General features: G+C 74.1%; 16 protein-coding genes. 14 read left to right on the forward strand and 2 right to left on the reverse strand.

All coding sequences use genetic code 11. From position 1 onward, the window contains the following. Positions 1–21: 21 nt before the first annotated feature. Positions 22–1,023, reverse strand: coding sequence for a DUF4349 domain-containing protein (locus ACFCZN_RS02845; RefSeq protein ID WP_430555754.1), 1,002 nt, complete (start codon positions 1,021–1,023; stop codon positions 22–24). Positions 1,024–1,247: 224 nt separating this feature from the next. On the opposite strand from ACFCZN_RS02845, the gene ACFCZN_RS02850 reads away from it, so the two are divergent. From ACFCZN_RS02850 to ACFCZN_RS02890, 9 genes are all read left to right on the forward strand, one after another. Next, the gene (locus ACFCZN_RS02850) at positions 1,248–2,399 is read left to right on the forward strand and encodes an ROK family protein (RefSeq protein ID WP_429762441.1); all 1,152 of its coding nucleotides are present in this window, start codon (positions 1,248–1,250) and stop codon (positions 2,397–2,399) included. An 85-nt stretch (positions 2,400–2,484) separates the two neighbouring features. Beyond that, positions 2,485–3,834 carry an extracellular solute-binding protein gene (locus ACFCZN_RS02855; RefSeq protein ID WP_429762440.1) on the forward strand — a complete coding sequence of 450 codons (1,350 nt, stop codon included), beginning with the start codon at positions 2,485–2,487 and terminating at the stop codon, positions 3,832–3,834. Positions 3,835–3,944: 110 nt separating this feature from the next. Continuing rightward, positions 3,945–4,874: a carbohydrate ABC transporter permease gene (locus ACFCZN_RS02860; RefSeq protein ID WP_429762439.1), complete on the forward strand. Its 930-nt coding sequence runs from the start codon at positions 3,945–3,947 to the stop codon at positions 4,872–4,874. After that, the gene (locus ACFCZN_RS02865) at positions 4,871–5,812 is read left to right on the forward strand and encodes a carbohydrate ABC transporter permease (protein ID WP_429762438.1); all 942 of its coding nucleotides are present in this window, start codon (positions 4,871–4,873) and stop codon (positions 5,810–5,812) included. Before ACFCZN_RS02860 ends, ACFCZN_RS02865 begins: the two co-directional genes overlap by 4 nt. A gap of 1 nt (position 5,813) precedes the next feature. Further along, positions 5,814–6,821, forward strand: coding sequence for an ROK family protein (locus ACFCZN_RS02870; protein ID WP_430555755.1), 1,008 nt, complete (start codon positions 5,814–5,816; stop codon positions 6,819–6,821). Next, positions 6,818–8,149: an extracellular solute-binding protein gene (locus tag ACFCZN_RS02875; RefSeq protein WP_430555756.1), complete on the forward strand. Its 1,332-nt coding sequence runs from the start codon at positions 6,818–6,820 to the stop codon at positions 8,147–8,149. The genes ACFCZN_RS02870 and ACFCZN_RS02875 overlap by 4 nt, the downstream gene beginning before the upstream one ends. Before the next feature lie 114 nt (positions 8,150–8,263). Further along, positions 8,264–9,046, forward strand: coding sequence for a glucosamine-6-phosphate deaminase (gene nagB, locus ACFCZN_RS02880; RefSeq protein ID WP_429762435.1), 783 nt, complete (start codon positions 8,264–8,266; stop codon positions 9,044–9,046). 74 nt (positions 9,047–9,120) lie between these two features. Further along, positions 9,121–9,438 (forward strand): DUF3039 domain-containing protein, encoded by a 318-nt coding sequence (locus tag ACFCZN_RS02885; RefSeq protein WP_380244530.1) that lies wholly within the window; start codon positions 9,121–9,123, stop codon positions 9,436–9,438. 38 nt (positions 9,439–9,476) lie between these two features. Further along, entirely contained in the window at positions 9,477–11,291 is a 1,815-nt protein-coding gene (locus ACFCZN_RS02890) for a DEAD/DEAH box helicase (protein ID WP_429762690.1), read from the forward strand. 13 nt (positions 11,292–11,304) lie between these two features. Here ACFCZN_RS02890 and ACFCZN_RS02895 read toward each other — a convergent pair whose 3' ends face one another. Continuing rightward, complete coding sequence (locus tag ACFCZN_RS02895; RefSeq protein ID WP_429762434.1) at positions 11,305–12,738, reverse strand: nicotinate phosphoribosyltransferase; 1,434 nt, start codon at positions 12,736–12,738, stop codon at positions 11,305–11,307. A 95-nt stretch (positions 12,739–12,833) separates the two neighbouring features. Here ACFCZN_RS02895 and clpS point away from each other — a divergent pair, with 95 nt between their 5' ends. From clpS to ACFCZN_RS02920, 5 genes are all read left to right on the forward strand, one after another. Then, entirely contained in the window at positions 12,834–13,226 is a 393-nt protein-coding gene (clpS, locus tag ACFCZN_RS02900; protein WP_430555757.1) for an ATP-dependent Clp protease adapter ClpS, read from the forward strand. Further along, complete coding sequence (locus tag ACFCZN_RS02905; RefSeq protein WP_430555758.1) at positions 13,223–13,930, forward strand: DUF2017 family protein; 708 nt, start codon at positions 13,223–13,225, stop codon at positions 13,928–13,930. The genes clpS and ACFCZN_RS02905 overlap by 4 nt, the downstream gene beginning before the upstream one ends. Positions 13,931–14,049: 119 nt before the next feature. Beyond that, positions 14,050–14,853, forward strand: a complete 804-nt coding sequence (gene murI / locus ACFCZN_RS02910; protein ID WP_429762431.1) for a glutamate racemase — start codon at positions 14,050–14,052, stop codon at positions 14,851–14,853. Then, positions 14,850–15,656: an MBL fold metallo-hydrolase gene (locus ACFCZN_RS02915; protein ID WP_429762430.1), complete on the forward strand. Its 807-nt coding sequence runs from the start codon at positions 14,850–14,852 to the stop codon at positions 15,654–15,656. Before murI ends, ACFCZN_RS02915 begins: the two co-directional genes overlap by 4 nt. 17 nt (positions 15,657–15,673) lie before the next feature. Beyond that, positions 15,674–16,081, forward strand: a complete 408-nt coding sequence (locus ACFCZN_RS02920) for a DUF3054 domain-containing protein (RefSeq protein ID WP_429762429.1) — start codon at positions 15,674–15,676, stop codon at positions 16,079–16,081. Positions 16,082–16,218: the final 137 nt, after the last annotated feature.

Consider the following 16,218-nt stretch of genomic DNA (forward strand, 5'->3'; position numbering starts at 1 on the left):
GCCGCAGCAGCGGCCGACCGGTCAGCGGCCGGCGGGCACCGGCTCGGGGGCCTCGTCGGGCGAGGCCGGGCGCGGGGCGTCCGGGTCGCCGGGGCCGTCGTCGCCCGGGCGGTCCGTCGGGCCGCCGTCGGCGCCGGCCTCGGGCCGCGTGCGCCTGCGCAGCCAGCGGTAGCCGAGGTAGCCGATCCCGCCGAGGGCGAGCCAGGGGAGCAGCACGCCCAGCACCAGCACGACCGTCTGGACCGTCGTGACGAGGGCGCCCCAGCCCGAGGCGAGGCCGCCGAGGAACCCGCCGCGCGACTGGGCCGCGGCGACCGGCTCGGGCACGATCTCGACGTCGAGCGTCGACATCGCCACCTGGTCGGACAGGCGCTGGCGCTGCGCGGTGAGCGCGTCGAGGTCCGCCTGGCGCTCGGACAGCTCCTGCTCCACCTGGAGCAGGTCCTCCGTGCTCCCGGCGGACTTCATGAGCTCGCGCAGCCGGTCCGTGGAGGTCGTCAGCGCGGCGATGCGGGCGTCGAGGTCCTGCCCCTCGCCGGTGACGTCCGTGCTGTCCACGTCGACGCTCTCGACGGTGCCGAGCTTGTCGAGGGCCTCGACGGCGCCGGTCATCCGGTCGGCGGGGACCCTCAGGGTCAGCGACGCCGATCCCGGGGAGTCGTCGGTGGCGGCCGTCTCCGAACGTCGCTCGACGCGGCCGCCGGCCTCCTCGACCAGTCGCGCGAGCCGCGTCGCCGCCGCCGCTGGGTCGTCCGCGACGACGGTCGCGCGGCCGGTGGTGACGATCTCGCGGGCCGCGGCGGCGCCGGGCTCCGCGGCGCCCTCCGCGACGGCACCCCCGTCCGCCGCCTGCTCCGGGGCGCCGACGTCAGCGACGGTGCCGTCGGCCTCCACGCCGGAGGACGCTCCGCCTGCGTCGCCGCCGCCCGACGAGCAGGCCGTCATGACCAGCAGGAGCATCGCTGCCAGGGCCGTGCGGAGCGGTGCGCGGCGGGTCCGGGCCTGGCGCGGGGTGGCGGGCATGGCTCCGAGCGTAGGGTGCGGCGGCCACGCATCCGGGGGCGGTCCGCTCGATCGTGACCCGACCGTGCCGAGACCGTGACCTTGGCCGATGTCGTCCTGCAGGTCGTCCCGTCGTTCTCGCGCGGGCCCCGGCACGGGTCGTCCGTCACGATCCGGTCACGCCTTCCCGCGCGCGGGAGATCGCAGATTGACAGAGGGCTAGTTAAGACGCTGTACTAACAAACATGTCCACGCCGACGACGCGCACAGCACGACGAGGTCTGGGTGCCGGCCTGCGAGCCACCTCCAAGGTGCTCCCCGAGCACGCCCGGGCGCACAACCGCTCCCTGGTGCTCCAGCACCTCTTCCACGAGGGGCCGACCTCCCGGGCCGACCTGGCACGAGCCACCTCCCTGACCCGCGTGACCATCTCCGACCTGGTGAACGTCCTCCTCGCCGAGGGGCTCGTCGAGGAGCTGGGCGTGCAGCCGGGCCGCCGCGTCGGCAAGCCCGCGATCCTCGTGGGGATGCGCACCGACGCCTACCAGATCGTGGCCGTCGACCTGTCGGACGACGCCGTCATGCGCGGCGCGGTCATGACGCTCACGGGCGAGGCCGTCGTGCGCCGCTCGTTGCCGGTCGCCGGCCACGTCGGCGACGAGCTCGTGGACCTGCTCACCCGCTTCGCGCGGACCCTGATCTCCGCCGCCACGCGCCCCGTCATCGGGGTGGGCGTCGGCTCCCCGGGCGTCGTGGACGACTCCGGCCGTGTCGTCGAGGCGCCCAACCGGCAGTGGACCGACCTGCCGCTGGCCGCGATCCTCACCGACCGGCTGGCCCTTCCTGTCCACGTGGCCAACGACGCGAACTCCGCCGCCCTCGGCGAGTACACCTACGGAGGCGCCGCCGACTCGATGCTCGTCCTCACGGTCGGGCAGGGCGTGGGCGCCGGCGTGATGGTGGACGGCTCCCGGGTGCACGGCTCGGCCGACGCCGCGGGCGAGCTCGGCCACGTCACGGTCGTGGACGACGGCGAGCCGTGCGCCTGCGGGCGCCGCGGCTGCCTCGAGACCGTGCTCGCCGCACCGGCCCTGCGCCGCGCCGTCGCCGGGCTGGACCCGGCCGCCGCCGACGAGGCGCTCGCCGGCGTCGGCCGCACCCTCGGCGTCGCGCTCGCGCCCGTCGTGGGCGCCCTGAACCTCGGCGAGGTGCTGCTCAGCGGCCCCGCCGACCTGCTCGACGGCGCGCTGCGCACCGCCGCCCTGCAGACCCTGACGGACCGCACGATGCCGGCCACGGCCGCCGGGCTGCGGTTGCGGATGGCCACGCTCGACGAGGACGTCGTCCTCGCCGGTGCGGCCGTCCTGGTGCTGGCCGCCCAGCTCGGCGTCTCCTGACCCCGACGAACTGCCCGCACCGCGCGCGCCGCCCCCGGCGCCGCGGTGCTCGGATCGACCCCAGAAAGATCGAGAGGAATCCCCAGTGAAGAGGACCCGTGTGGTCGCCACCGGCGTGGCGACGAGCCTGACCCTGGCGCTCGCGCTCGCCGCGTGCGCGCCCGCCGACGACGAGGGGACCGGCGAGTCCGGCGGCACCCCCGAGGCCGGCGACATCACCCTGTGGCTCGCCGGCGCCGACACCAACGACGACCTGCGCAAGTACCTGGTCGACACGTTCGCCGAGGAGAACCCCGGCTCGACGCTGACGATCGAGGAGCAGGACTGGACCGACCTGGTCACCAAGCTCACGACCGCGCTGCCCGACGCCGCCAACACCCCGGACGTCGTCGAGATCGGCAACACGCAGGCGCCGACGTTCACCTACGCGGGCGCGTTCCGCGAGATCTCGCCGGAGCTGTACGACGAGCTGGGCGGCGACAAGCTGCTGCAGTCGTTCGTCGACGCGGGCTCGATCGACGAGACCAAGTACGCGCTGCCCTACTACTACGGCTCGCGCTACATGTTCTACCGCAAGGACATCTGGCAGAAGGCCGGCCTCGAGGTCCCCAAGACGTTGGAGGAGTTCGGCGACTCGGTCAAGGAGCTCACCTCCAAGAAGCAGTCCGGGTTCGCGATGGGCGGGCAGGACTGGCGCAACGGCATCTCCTGGGTCTTCGCGAACGACGGCGAGCTCGCCGTCAAGGACGGCGACCAGTGGACCTCCACGCTGTCCGACCCGAACACGGTCAAGGGCCTCGAGCAGTGGCAGGACGTCTTCGAGAACGCGTCGAACCTGCCGGCGACGGCCAAGGACGAGGCGTACTGGGACTTCATCAACGACGGCACCGACGGCGGCGCGCCCGAGGGCGCGACCATCATGGCGCCGGGCTGGGCCCGCTGGTCCATCGGCGACCTGACGAAGGGTGACGACGGCAAGGAGGTGCGCGACGGCATGGCGGACGACAAGAAGTTCGACATCTTCGCCCTGCCCGGCGTCGACGGCGGCGTGGCCCCCGTGTTCGCCGGTGGCTCGAACGTCGCGGTGTCCGCGAAGTCGCAGCACCCGGAGCTCGCCGAGAACCTGCTGCGGATCATCTACTCGGACGAGTACCAGACGATGCTCGCCAAGGCGGGCCTGGGCCCGGCCAACACGGACTTCAACAAGCTCATGACCGTGGACGCCGACGGCAACCCGGACAAGTTCGGCGAGGTCGCCGTGGCGACCGCCGAGGCGTCGAAGCTCACCCCGGCCGCACCCGGCTGGGCCGCCGTGGAGGGCGCCTCGGTCTACGAGGAGCTCTTCCAGAAGATCGCCGAGGGCGGTGACGTGACGGCTCTCGCCAAGCAGTACGACGAGAAGCTCACGCCGATGCTCAACGGCCAGGCGGGCTGACCCCTTCAGCCCCACCCCTGACTGACGGGCGGAGCGGTGCCACCTCGCTGGTCCCCCCACCAGCTCCACCGCTCCGCCCGTCATCCACGACCACCGGGAAGGAGGACCGCATGACCATCGCGACACCCGCGTCCACCATCGCGATCCGCCGTCGGCGCCAGCCGGCCACCCCCTACCTCCTGCTGCTCCCCGCGGTGCTGATCCTCCTCGTCGGTCTCGGTTACCCCGTGTACTGGCAGGTCGTGACCTCGCTGCAGGAATACGGGATGATGCAGCAGTTCGGCGCGCCCCCCACCTTCGCCGGGCTGGACAACTACGCGCGGATCTTCTCCGACGAGCGGCTGCTGCCCGTCGTGACGCGCTCCCTGATCTTCTGCCTCGTGAACGCGTTCCTCACGGTGGCCATCGGGCTCGGCCTCGCGCTGCTCATGAAGGCGGTGCACGGCGCGGTGCGCATCACCATGCAGGTCGTGCTCCTGCTGGCCTGGGCGACGCCGCTCGTGGCCGCGGTGACCGTCTTCCGGTGGCTGTTCGACTACCGCGCCGGCGTCGTCAACTGGCTGCTCGTGCAGATCGGCCTCGACCAGTACCAGGGCTACGCCTGGCTCGCGCAGCCGCTGACGTTCTTCGTCGTCGCGACCCTGGTCATCGTGTGGATGTCGGTGCCGTTCGTGGCGATGTCGCTGTACGCCGGCCTCACGCAGGTCTCCGAGGAGGTCCTCGAGGCCGCCCGGCTCGACGGCGCCAGCCCCGCGCAGATCCTGCGCCACATCCTGCTGCCGCTGGTGCGCCCGGTGCTCGCCATCGTGCTGCTGCTGCAGATCATCTGGGACCTGCGCGTGTTCGCGCAGATCCGCCTGCTGCAGGACGCCGGCGCCCCGATCTCCGAGACGAACCTGCTGGGCAACTTCATCTACGAGCTCGGCATCGGCAGCCAGGACTTCTCCGGCGCCGCCGCCGTCTCGATCTTCGTCCTGCTGCTCACGGTGCTGCTCGCCGCGCCGTACGTGCGCAGCCTCATGAAGGAGGACGCCGCGTGACCGCCGCGACCGAGACCGGAACCGGGGTGGCGGCGCCGGCCGCCGCGCCCGCCGTGCGCGACGCCGCCGCGGTGGCGCGCCGCCCCCGACCGCGGGTCGGCAAGATCCTGCTGGGCGCCCTGGGCGTGGTCCTGTCCCTCGTGTGGGCGTTCCCCGTCTACTGGATGCTGCTGTCGGCCGTGACGCCCGACGCGCGGCTGCGGGCGGACACGCCGAGCTTCCTGCCCACGCACTTCACCCTCGCGAACTTCGGCAGCGTCCTGACAGGCTCCGGCTTCGGCGGCGCGCTGCGGATGAGCCTCATGGTCACGCTCGTGACGATCGTGCTCGTCCTGGCCTTCGCCTTCCTCGCCGCCCTCGCGATCAGCCGGTGGCGTTTCCGCGGGCGGACCAGCTTCGTGCTGGCGGTGCTGTTCATCCAGATGCTGCCCGCCGAGGGCCTGTTCATCGCCCAGTACAAGATGCTGTCGACCGTCGGCGCGAGCGCGCCCGTGCTCGGCCTCAACTCGGTGCTCGGCATCTCGGTCCTGTACACCGCGATGCTCGTGCCGTTCACGATCTGGATGCTGCGCGGCTTCGTCGCCGGCATCCCGGCCGAGCTCGAGGAGGCGGCCATGGTCGACGGCCTCTCACGCACCAAGGCCTTCCTGCGGATCACGTTCCCCCTGCTCGCGCCGGGACTCGTGGCGTCCGGGGTGTACGCGTTCCTGCAGGCGTGGAACGAGTTCACGACGGCGCTCGTGATCCTCCCGGCCGAGAGCCGGCAGACCCTGCCGATCTGGCTGCGCAGCTTCCTGTCGGCGTCGGCGAACCGCGGCATCGACTGGGGCGAGGTCATGGCGGCCTCGACGCTCATCGCCGTGCCGGTGATCGTCTTCTTCCTCTTCGTGCAGGGCCGGATGACGTCCGGCCTGGTCGCCGGGGCGGTGAAGGGCTGACGTGGACGACGCCACACCCCTGAACCCGCCGGGCCCCGCGGGCCCCACCGTCGGTCTCGACATCGGCGGGACCAAGACCCTCGCCGTCCTGCTGGACGCTGCCGGCGCCACCGTGGCGCAGGCCCGGCTGGCCACCGAGCGCGGCCCCGCCGGCGTCGTCGCGGGCGCGGCCCGCGCCGTGCGCGGCGTCGCGCGGCAGGCCGGCGTCGAGCTCGCGGACGTCGTCGGCGTGGGCGTGGGCATGCCCGGTCTCGTCGACCCGGCCGCCGGGACGGTGCGGCACGCCGTGAACGTGGGCGTGGACGCCTCGCCGCTGGCGCTCGCCCGGCTGCTGGGCGACGAGCTCGGCGGCATCCCCGTCGGGCTGGAGAACGACCTCAACGTGGCGGCGCTCGGCGCCGCGCACCTGGAGGCCGCCGCGGCGGGCACGCCGCGGGCGCGGGTCGACCTCGCGTTCCTCGCGCTCGGTACGGGCCTGGCCGCGGGCCTCGTGCTCGACGGCGAGCTGCGGCGCGGCTTCGGCGGCGCGGCCGGCGAGATCGGGCACGTCCCGGTGGACCCGTCCGGCCCCGTGTGCCCGTGCGGGCAGCGCGGCTGCCTCGAGCTGTACGCGTCCGGGACGGCCGTCGCCCGGCTCTGGCCGGTCCGCACCGGCCGCCCCGCGCCGGTGGAGCTGTTCGAGGCGGCGGAGCGCGGCGTCCCCGCGGCGCTCGAGGCGCGCGACGCCTACGCCTCGGCCGTGGCCGCGGCCGTGCGCATGCTGGTCCTCACGGTCGACGTCCAGCACGTCGTGCTGGGCGGCGGCGTCGCGCAGCTCGGCGAGCCTCTCCTCGACGCCGTGCGCGCCGCGCTGGTCCGCGAGTCGCGGGACTCCGGGTTCCTCGGCTCGCTGCACCTGGCCGACCGCGTCCGGCTGGCCCCGGGCCGCGTGCCCGTGGGCGCCGTCGGCGCCGCCGTCGTGGGGCGCACGGTCGCCGACAGTGCCCCGCTGAACGGGGTGGCGTCGTGACCGCGCGCCGGACCGGGGCCATCTCCGCGGCCGTGACCGCGGGCCTGCTCACGGTCGCGCTGACCGGGTGCTCCGTGCTCGGCACGGGGGCGGAGCCGGCAGCGCCGGACAAGGACCTCACGATGTGGCTGGTCGGCGAGGACACGACGCCGGAGCTCCGCGAGTTCCTCGTGCAGAAGTTCGAGGACGAGCACCCGGGCGCCACCCTGACGATCGAGCAGCAGGAGTGGGGCGACCTCGTCGCCGACCTCACCGAGGCGCTGGAGGACCCGGCCACCACGCCGGACGTCGTCGAGATCGGCAACACGCAGTCCCCGACGTTCACCACCACGGGCGCGTTCCGCGAGATCTCGCCGGAGCTGTACGACGAGCTGGGCGGGGACAAGCTGCTGCAGTCGTTCGTCGACGCGGGGTCGGTCGACGGCCGCCACTACGCGCTGCCGTACTACTTCGGCTCGCGGTACGTCTTCTACCGCAAGGACGTGTGGGGCGCGGCGGGGCTCGAGGAGCCGACGACGCTGGCCGAGTTCGGCGAGTCCGTCAAGGCGCTCACGGACGACGACCACGCCGGGTTCGCGATGGGCGGCCAGGACTGGCGCAACGGCATCTCCTGGGTGTTCGCCGCCGGCGGAGACCTCGCGGTGAAGGAGGGCGACGGCTGGGTCTCGACCCTGTCCGACCCGAAGACCGTCGGGGGCCTCGAGATGTGGCAGGACGTGTACGAGAACGCGTCGTACCTGCCGTCCACCGAGAAGGACGTCGAGTACTGGGACTTCCTCAACGACGGTGTCGAGGAGGCGCCGCCCGCCGCCGCCACGATCATGGCTCCCGCGTGGGCGCGGTGGTCGATCGGCCACCTCGTGCGCAACGACGAGGGCGAGCTGGTGCGCGACGGGATGAAGGACACCGACACGTTCGGCATCTTCGCCCTGCCCGGCCTGGACGGCGGCCTGGCACCCGTCTTCGCCGGTGGGTCGAACATCGCGGTCTCGGCCACGTCGCCGAGCCCTGACCTGGCCGAGGACGTGCTGCGCGTCGTCTTCTCCGACGAATACCAGGAGAAGCTCGCCGCCGCCGGGCTCGGGCCCGCGAACGAGGACGCCCAGGAGCTCATGAAGGGCGACAGGTACGGCCGGCTCATGGTCCGCACGGCCGCCGCGTCGAAGCTCACCCCGCCTGCGCCCGGGTGGGCCTCGATCGAGGACGCCGGGGTGTACGAGGACCTGTTCGGCCGCATCGCCGACGGCGGTGACGTCGCGACCCTCGCGCACGAGTTCGACGCGCGCCTCACGCCGATGCTCAACACGCCGGCGGTGGCCGAGGACTGACCCGTCCGCGGGCACCGGCGCGGACCGCGCACGGACCGCGCACGGACCACGCACGATGACGGCACGACGACGGGATGATGGACCTCATCCCGCCCCCGAGAGACTGGAGCCCCCATGGAAGTCGTGATCGCCCCCGCGGAGGAGCTGGCCGTGCTGGCGGCCGACGCGATCGAGGCGCTGCTGCGCCGCAACCCGGGCACGGTGCTGGGGCTGGCGACGGGGTCGAGCCCGTTGAGGGTGTACGACGAGCTCGCGCGTCGTCACCGCGAGGACGGGCTGTCGTTCGCCGAGGCCCGGGGCTTCATGCTGGACGAGTACGTGGGCCTGGACGCGGGGCACCCGCAGCGGTACCGCAACGTGATCGAGACGGAGATCGCCTCGCGGGTCGGGTGGCCCGCGGAGCAGGTGTCGGGGCCGGACGGCCTCGCGGAGGACATCCCGGCGGCGTGCGCGGCGTACGAGCGGGCGATCGAGGACGCGGGCGGGGTGGACCTGCAGATCCTGGGGATCGGCACGGACGGCCACATCGCGTTCAACGAGCCGGGGTCCTCGCTGGCGTCGCGCACGCGCATCAAGACGCTCACGGCGCAGACTCGCGTGGACAACGCGCGGTTCTTCGACGACGACGTGGAGCAGGTGCCCACCCACTGCCTCACCCAGGGGCTGGGCACGATCATGCAGGCACGGCACCTGGTGCTGCTGGCCACCGGGCGGCAGAAGGCCGAGGCGGTGCACCAGCTGGTGGAGGGCCCGATCTCCGCGATGTGGCCCGGGACCGTGATGCAGCTGCACCCGCACGCCACGGTGCTGGTCGACGACGCGGCCGCCTCCCGGCTCCAGCTCGGCGACTACTACCGCCAGACGTTCGCCTCCAAGCCCGGCTGGCAGGGCCTGTGATCCGTGCCCGGATCCGCGGCACGGGGGCCGGCGGGGCGGGGGAGCGTCGGGGGGTCCGTCGTAGACTGCCCGGCATGAGCGATCCCCTCTCCACCCCGCCCGCCGACCCCTCGCAGGACACCGGGGCCGGCACCAGCGTGCTGGAGCGCCCCGACACCCGCGAGCAGGCCGCGGAGCCGGGCGACCACGAGCGCTTCGCGCACTACGTGCGCAAGGAGAAGATCATGGAGTCGGCCCTGTCGGGCAAGCCCGTGATCGCGCTCTGCGGCAAGGTGTGGGTGCCGGGTCGTGACCCGTCGAAGTTCCCGGTCTGCCCGGTCTGCAAGGAGATCTACGACGGCCTCCGCGACCCGCAGGACGGCGAGGGCGGCGAGGGCGACTCCGGCAAGTGAGCGCGCAGCCGCTTCCCGAGCCCGAGTCCACCCCTGATCTGTTCGCCGCCGCGGCGGAACCGGTCAAGCCGCTGCCGCAGTCGCCGTCGTCGTCCGCGGCGTCGCACCTCAGCCCGGCGTTCCCGCGCCGCGCGCCCTGGGGCACGGCGTCCAACCTGCGTGCCTGGCAGGCCGAGGCGCTCGACCTGTACCGGCGCCGCGACCCGCGGGACTTCCTCGCGGTCGCGACGCCCGGAGCCGGCAAGACGACGTTCGCCCTGCGCGTGGCCACGGAGCTGCTCGAGGCGGGCATCGTGCGCCGCGTGACCGTCGTCGCGCCGACCGAGCACCTCAAGCACCAGTGGGCGGACGCCGCCGCGCGCGTCGGCATCCGGATCGACCCGTCGTTCAAGAACAGCCAGGGCCGGCACGGCTCGCACTACGACGGCGTCGCCCTGACGTACGCGCAGGTCGCGGCCAAGCCGGCGCTGCACCGCGCCCGGACCGAGGCGGCGCGCACGCTCGTGATCCTCGACGAGGTGCACCACGGCGGCGACGCCCTGAGCTGGGGCGAGGCCGTCCGCGAGGCGTTCGAGGACGCCACGCGCCGTCTGGCGCTGACCGGCACGCCGTTCCGGTCGGACACCGCGCCGATCCCGTTCGTCACGTACGAGGAGGACCGCGAGGGGATCCGCCGGTCCAAGGCCGACTACACGTACGGCTACGGCGACGCGCTGCGCGACCACGTCGTGCGGCCCGTGCTGTTCATGACGTACTCGGGCAACATGCGCTGGCGCACCAAGGCCGGCGACGAGGTCAGCGCCCGCCTCGGCGAGGCGATGACGAAGGACATGCACGCCCAGGCGTGGCGCACCGCGCTGGACCCGAACGGCGAGTGGATCCCGTCGGTGCTCGCCGGGGCCGACAAGCGGCTCACGGAGATGCGCCGCGCCGTCCCCGACGCCGGCGGCCTCGTCATCGCGACCGACCAGACGGACGCGCGCGCCTACGCGGGCCACCTGGCCCGGCTCACCGGTCAGAGCCCGACCGTTGTCCTGTCCGACGACGACGGCGCCAGCGCCCGCATCGACGAGTTCGCGCAGGGCGACTCGCGGTGGATGGTCGCCGTGCGCATGGTGTCCGAGGGCGTGGACGTGCCGCGCCTGGCGGTGGGCGTGTACGCGACCAGCACCTCGACGCCCCTGTTCTTCGCGCAGGCGGTCGGCCGCTTCGTGCGGGCCCGCAAGCGTGGCGAGACGGCGTCCGTGTTCCTGCCGAGCGTGCCGCTGCTGCTCGAGCTGGCCAACGGCATGGAGCTCGAGCGCGACCACGCGCTCGACCGCCCCAAGACCGCCGAGGAGCAGGGCATCGAGTACGACCCCGAGGCGGCGCTCCTCGCGGCGGCGAACAAGGAGGAGAAGGCGTCGGGAGAGCTCCTCGGCTCCTTCGAGGCGCTCGAGGCGCAGGCCTCGTTCGACCGGGTCCTGTTCGACGGCGGCGAGTTCGGCACGGGCGCGGACGTCGGCTCCGCGGAGGAGCTCGACTTCCTCGGCCTGCCGGGCCTGCTCGAGGCCGACCAGGTCACCACGCTGCTGCGGCAGCGGCAGGCGCAGCAGGTGCGCGGGCGCGGCGGCGCGACGGCGTCGGAGGCCGCGCTCGAGCAGTCGGAGGCGGAGCACCGCCGGGCCGCCGACCTGCGCAAGGAGCTGTCCAAGCTGGTGTCCGCGTGGGCGCGCAAGAGCAGCACCCCGCACGGCTCCGTGCACAACGAGCTGCGTCGCCGGTGCGGCGGGCCCGAGGTCCCTCTGGCCACGGCCGACCAGCTCGCCGCGCGCGTCGAGATGGTGCGGGGCTGGTTCGTCGGGAAGCGATAGCCGCACCCCACCTCTAGCGCAGGACGAGGTCCACGGTGGGGATGGCCGGGTCGCCGGCGGACAGCCGGCGGCCGCCGCGCGGCAGCTCCGCGCGCGCCTGGAGGTGGTGGCGGGCCGCGTTCTGCACGCCGTAGGCACCCACCCAGCGGGAGTCGACGGCGCCGTCCACGACGAGCGGCACGAGCAGGCTGCGCAGGTCGGGGCGCTCGCCGTCGGCGGTCTCGCCGACCTGTCCGCCGTCCTCGGGGGACCAGGACACGACGAGGTCGTCCGGGCCGGTGACGAGGACCTCCTCGACCGCGCGCCCGTCGGGCCCGTAGCGCCGCGCCGCCCCCTTGCGACCGCCCTGGCTCGTCTTGTGCGTGGACGCCTTCGCCACCGGCTGCAGCACCCCGGACGGGTCGGCGCGCGCGACGAGCTTGTAGACCATGCCGCAGGTGGGCGCGCCGGAGCCCGTGACGAGCGACGTCCCGACCCCGTACACGTCCACGGGCATCGCCGCGAGCCCGGCGATCGCGTGCTCGTCGAGGTCGGACGTCACGACGATCTTCGTGCCGGTGGCGCCCAGCTCGTCGAGCTGGCGACGCACCTCGACGGCGAGGACGCCGAGGTCGCCCGAGTCGAGGCGGACCGCGCCGAGCGACGTCCCGCCCGCGGCGACGGCGTTCTCGACGCCGCGCCGGACGTCGTAGGTGTCGACCAGCAGGGTGGTGCCCGACCCGAGCGACGCGATCTGGGAGTCGAACGCCGAGCGCTCGTCGTCGTGCAGGAGCGTGAACGCGTGCGCTGCGGTGCCGATGGTGTCGAGGCCGTACCGCATGCCCGCCTCGAGGTTCGACGTGCCCGTGAAGCCGCCGACGACGGCGGCGCGCGCGGCCGCCACGGCCGCCTGCTCGTGCGCGCGGCGCGAGCCCATCTCGAGCACGGGGCGGTCCACGGCGGCGCTGGTCATCCGCGACGCGGCCGACGCGATGGCGGAGTCGTAGTTGAGGATCGACAGGATCAGCGTCTCGAGCAGCACGGCCTCGGCGAACGTGCCCTCGACCTGCAGCACCGGCGAGCCCGGGAAGAAGATCTCGCCCTCCGCGTAGCCCTGGATCGTGCCCGTGAAGCGGTAGCCGCGCAGGAAGTCGAGGGTCCGGTCGTCGACGACGCCGGCGCGTTCGAGGTAGGCGAGCTCGGCGTCGCCGAAGCGGAAGTGCGCGAGCGCCTCGAGGATGCGCCCGGTGCCCGCGAGGACCCCGTACCGCCGCCCGGCCGGCAGCCGCCGCGTGAACACCTCGAACACGCAGTGGCGGTGGGCGGTGCCGTCCGCGAGGGCCGCCTGCAGCATCGTCAGCTCGTACCGGTCGGTGAGGAGGGCGACCGACGGGCGGACGGACGGGAGCGGGGCGGCCGGGACGGCCTGCAGCGACGGGGCGGCGCCGCCCCGGGGCTCGTCGGTCATGGGGACACGGTAGGGCTCCCGCGCTGGTCCGGCAGGGTGAAGCCCGCCAGGCGGACGGTCGACGACCGGTGGACGGCTGTGCCTACGCTGGGCGGGTGAACGGGCAGACGACGAGGGGCGCGAGGCTCGCGACAGCGGCCGCGGCGACCGAGGCGGCGGGGGACACCCAGGTCGACACCCGGGAGGACGCGGCGGCCGCCGTCGCGGACCCCTGGGTGACGATCGTGTGGAACGACCCGGTGAACCTCATGTCGTACGTGAGCTACGTCTTCGAGAGCTACTTCGGCTACCCGCCGGCGAAGGCGCAGAAGCTGATGCTGCAGGTGCACCACGACGGGCGCGCCGTGGTGTCGTCCGGGCCGCGCGAGCGCATGGAGGTCGACGTGCAGGCGATGCACGGGTTCGGGCTGTGGGCCACGCTGCGGCAGTCGGGCGCCTCGGACGGCGGCGCCGGCGGCGCCTCCGGCCACGACGGGGGTGCGGCATGACGCCGTTCCGGTCCGCGCCGGCGGGCTACGTCGCCCGGTGGGACGACGTCGAGCGGGAGGTGCTCGCGCGCGTCGCGCGGGACGTCGCGGAGCTGGTGCGCGCGGAGTCGGGCCTGGAGCCCGGGATCGAGGTCGGCGACGGCGTCGCGTTCACGGGCGTCGCGCGGGTGCCGCAGGACCCGGCGGTGCAGCGCCTGCTGCCCGACGCGCACGACGAGGACGCCGACGTCGCCGCCGAGTTCCGGCACCTGACGCAGACGGACCTCGCGGCCGGGAAGGTGGCCCGGCTCGTCGCGTTCGCCGACGCGATCGACTCCCCGGACGAGCTGCCGGACGACCCGCGCGACGGGGCGGAGCTCGTCGTGCCGCGCGAGTCCGCGCAGGAGTTCGCGGGCGCGCTCACCGACGTGCGGCTCGTGCTGGCGGAGCGGCTGGGGCTGGTCGACGACGCGGACGTCGAGACGCTGCACGACGACGTCCTGGCCGGCATCGACGACGACGTCGACGACACCGACGATGCGGACGACGACCCGGACGAGGACTCCGACGACGCCCCGGACGAGTACGCCGGCTGGGAGCGGGTCGGGTTGTCGGGCCGCGAGCGCCGCTACTGGGGCGGGGTGTTCGTGGCCGCCGGGTTCGCGCAGGAGTCGCTGGTCGACGAGATGCTCGCGGAGCTGAGGGCGGGGCGCGCGGAGGCGTGACGGCGCGGGTGGCGGGCGGCGTATCAGCGCAGGCGGGAGCATCGCTGTGGCGGGCGCCACGCCGTGTCGCCGCTCACTCCCCGGGGTCGTGACGGTCCGTCGCGACTAGGCTTCCTCGCGTGAACGACGCCCCCATCGGGATCTTCGACAGCGGCGTCGGCGGGCTGACCGTCGCGCGCTCCATCCTCGACCAGCTTCCCCACGAGCAGGTGCTCTACCTGGGGGACACGGCGAACAGCCCGTACGGGCCGAAGCCGCTCGCTGCCGTGCGCGCGATGGCGCTCGCGGTGATGGACCGGCTGGTCGACGAGGGCGTGAAGATGCTGGTCATCGCCTGCAACTCCGCCACCGCGGTGGCGCTGCCCGACGCCCGCGAGCGGTACACCGTGCGGCGCGGCATCCCCGTCGTCGAGGTGATCCGGCCCGCCGCGCGACGGGCGGTGCTCACGTCCCGGACGGGCCGCATCGGCGTCATCGGCACGAAGACCACCATCGACTCCCGCGCGTACGACGACGCCTTCCACGTGACGCCGGGGCTGGAGATCACCACGCAGGCGTGCCCGGACTTCGTGCCGCTCGTCGAGCGCGGGCTGACGTCCGGGCCCGAGGTCCTGGAGGTCGCCCACCGCTACCTCGACCCGGTGAAGGCCGCGGGCGTGGACACGCTCGTCCTGGGGTGCACGCACTACCCGCTGCTGGCGGGCGCCGTCTCCTACGTGATGGGCGAGGACGTCACGCTCGTGTCCAGCGCCGAGGAGACGGCGAAGGACGTGTACCGCAACCTCGTGCAGCACGGGCTGGAGCGCTCGCCCGACGCGGCCCCGCCCGTGCACCGGTTCCTGGCCACCGGGGACACCGAGCCGTTCGAGCGGCTCGCACGCCGGTTCCTGGGGCCGGAGGTGACCCTGGTGGAGGCCGCATGAGGCTCGTCACCGTGGGGGTCTCGGGGTCCTTCCCCGGGCCGGCGTCACCCGCGTCCGCCTACCTGCTGCAGGCGCACGACGGCGAGCGCGACTGGAACGTCGTGCTCGACCTCGGCAACGGGGCGCTCGGCGCCCTGCAGCGGCACGTCGACCCGCTCGACCTGGACGCCGTCGCGCTGTCCCACCTGCACCCCGACCACTGCGCGGACCTGTCCGGGCTGTACGTGTACCTGCGGTACCACCCGGAGCGGGGCGGCACCCGCACGGGCGTCGGGCGCCGGCTGCCGGTGCTCGGGCCGAGCACGACCGCGGACCGCGCGGCGGCGATGTACGGCCTGGCCGCGGGGGAGTCGATGGACGGCGAGTACGACGTCCGCGCCTGGCAGCCGGGGACGCCGGTGCAGGTCGGCCCGTTCGAGCTGGAGCCGTTCGCGGTGTACCACCCGGTCGAGGCGTACGGCATCCGCGTGACGGGGCCGTCGTCGGTGCGCCCGGGGGAGCGGGTCACGCTCGTCTACTCGGGGGACACCGACGCGTGCGACGGCCTCGTCGAGGGCGCCCGCGGCGCCGACCTGTTCCTGTGCGAGGCGGCCTTCCAGGAGGGGCGCGACGACGGCGTCGAGCGCGGCATCCACCTCACCGGCCTGCGGGCGGGCGAGGCCGCCGCGGCCGCCGGGGTGCGGAGCCTGCTGCTCACCCACCTGCCGGTGTGGAACGCGCCGGACGTCGCGATCGCCGAGGCCCGGTCGGCCTACGACGGACCGGTCGCCGTGGCGACGGCCGGCGGGGTGCACGCGCTGTGAGCGGTAGCCTCGGCCCCGTGAACGCTGCCCCGGCCCCCGCCTCCCCGACGACCCCGACGGCACGGCCCGCCTGGCCCGCCGCCGTCTGCGACCTCGTGTGCGTGCTCGTGTTCACCGTGGTCGGCACGCTCAGCCACGACACCGCAGGCGTCGGGCACGTCGCGCTGGTCGGGCTGCCGTTCGTCGTCGGCCTCGCCGTCGGCTGGCTCGCGACGCGGGCCTGGCGCGCCCCCGCGCAGGTCTGGCCCACCGGCGTGGCCGTGTGGTTCGCCACGGTCGTGCTGGGCCTGGTGCTGCGGCCGGTGCTCGGCATCGGCGGCGTCGAGGTGTCGTTCGCGGTCGTCACCGCCGTCTTCCTGGGCGTGACCATGCTGGGCTGGCGCGCCCTCGCGTCCCTCGCCGCCCGCCGAGGCACCACTCCCTGATCGTTGTGAGCGTGATTTTGGCCCTGTTTCGAGTCCGAAACAGGGCCAAAACCCCCCACGAAACAGGAAAGGGGGTCAGGGGGGGCCCTGGGGACATGCGGGGCGGGGGGGGGGGGAGCCGTGTCCTGGTGGGTTGT

Source organism: Isoptericola sp. NPDC056134, from assembly GCF_042264825.1.
GTDB lineage: Bacteria > Actinomycetota > Actinomycetes > Actinomycetales > Cellulomonadaceae > Isoptericola > Isoptericola nanjingensis.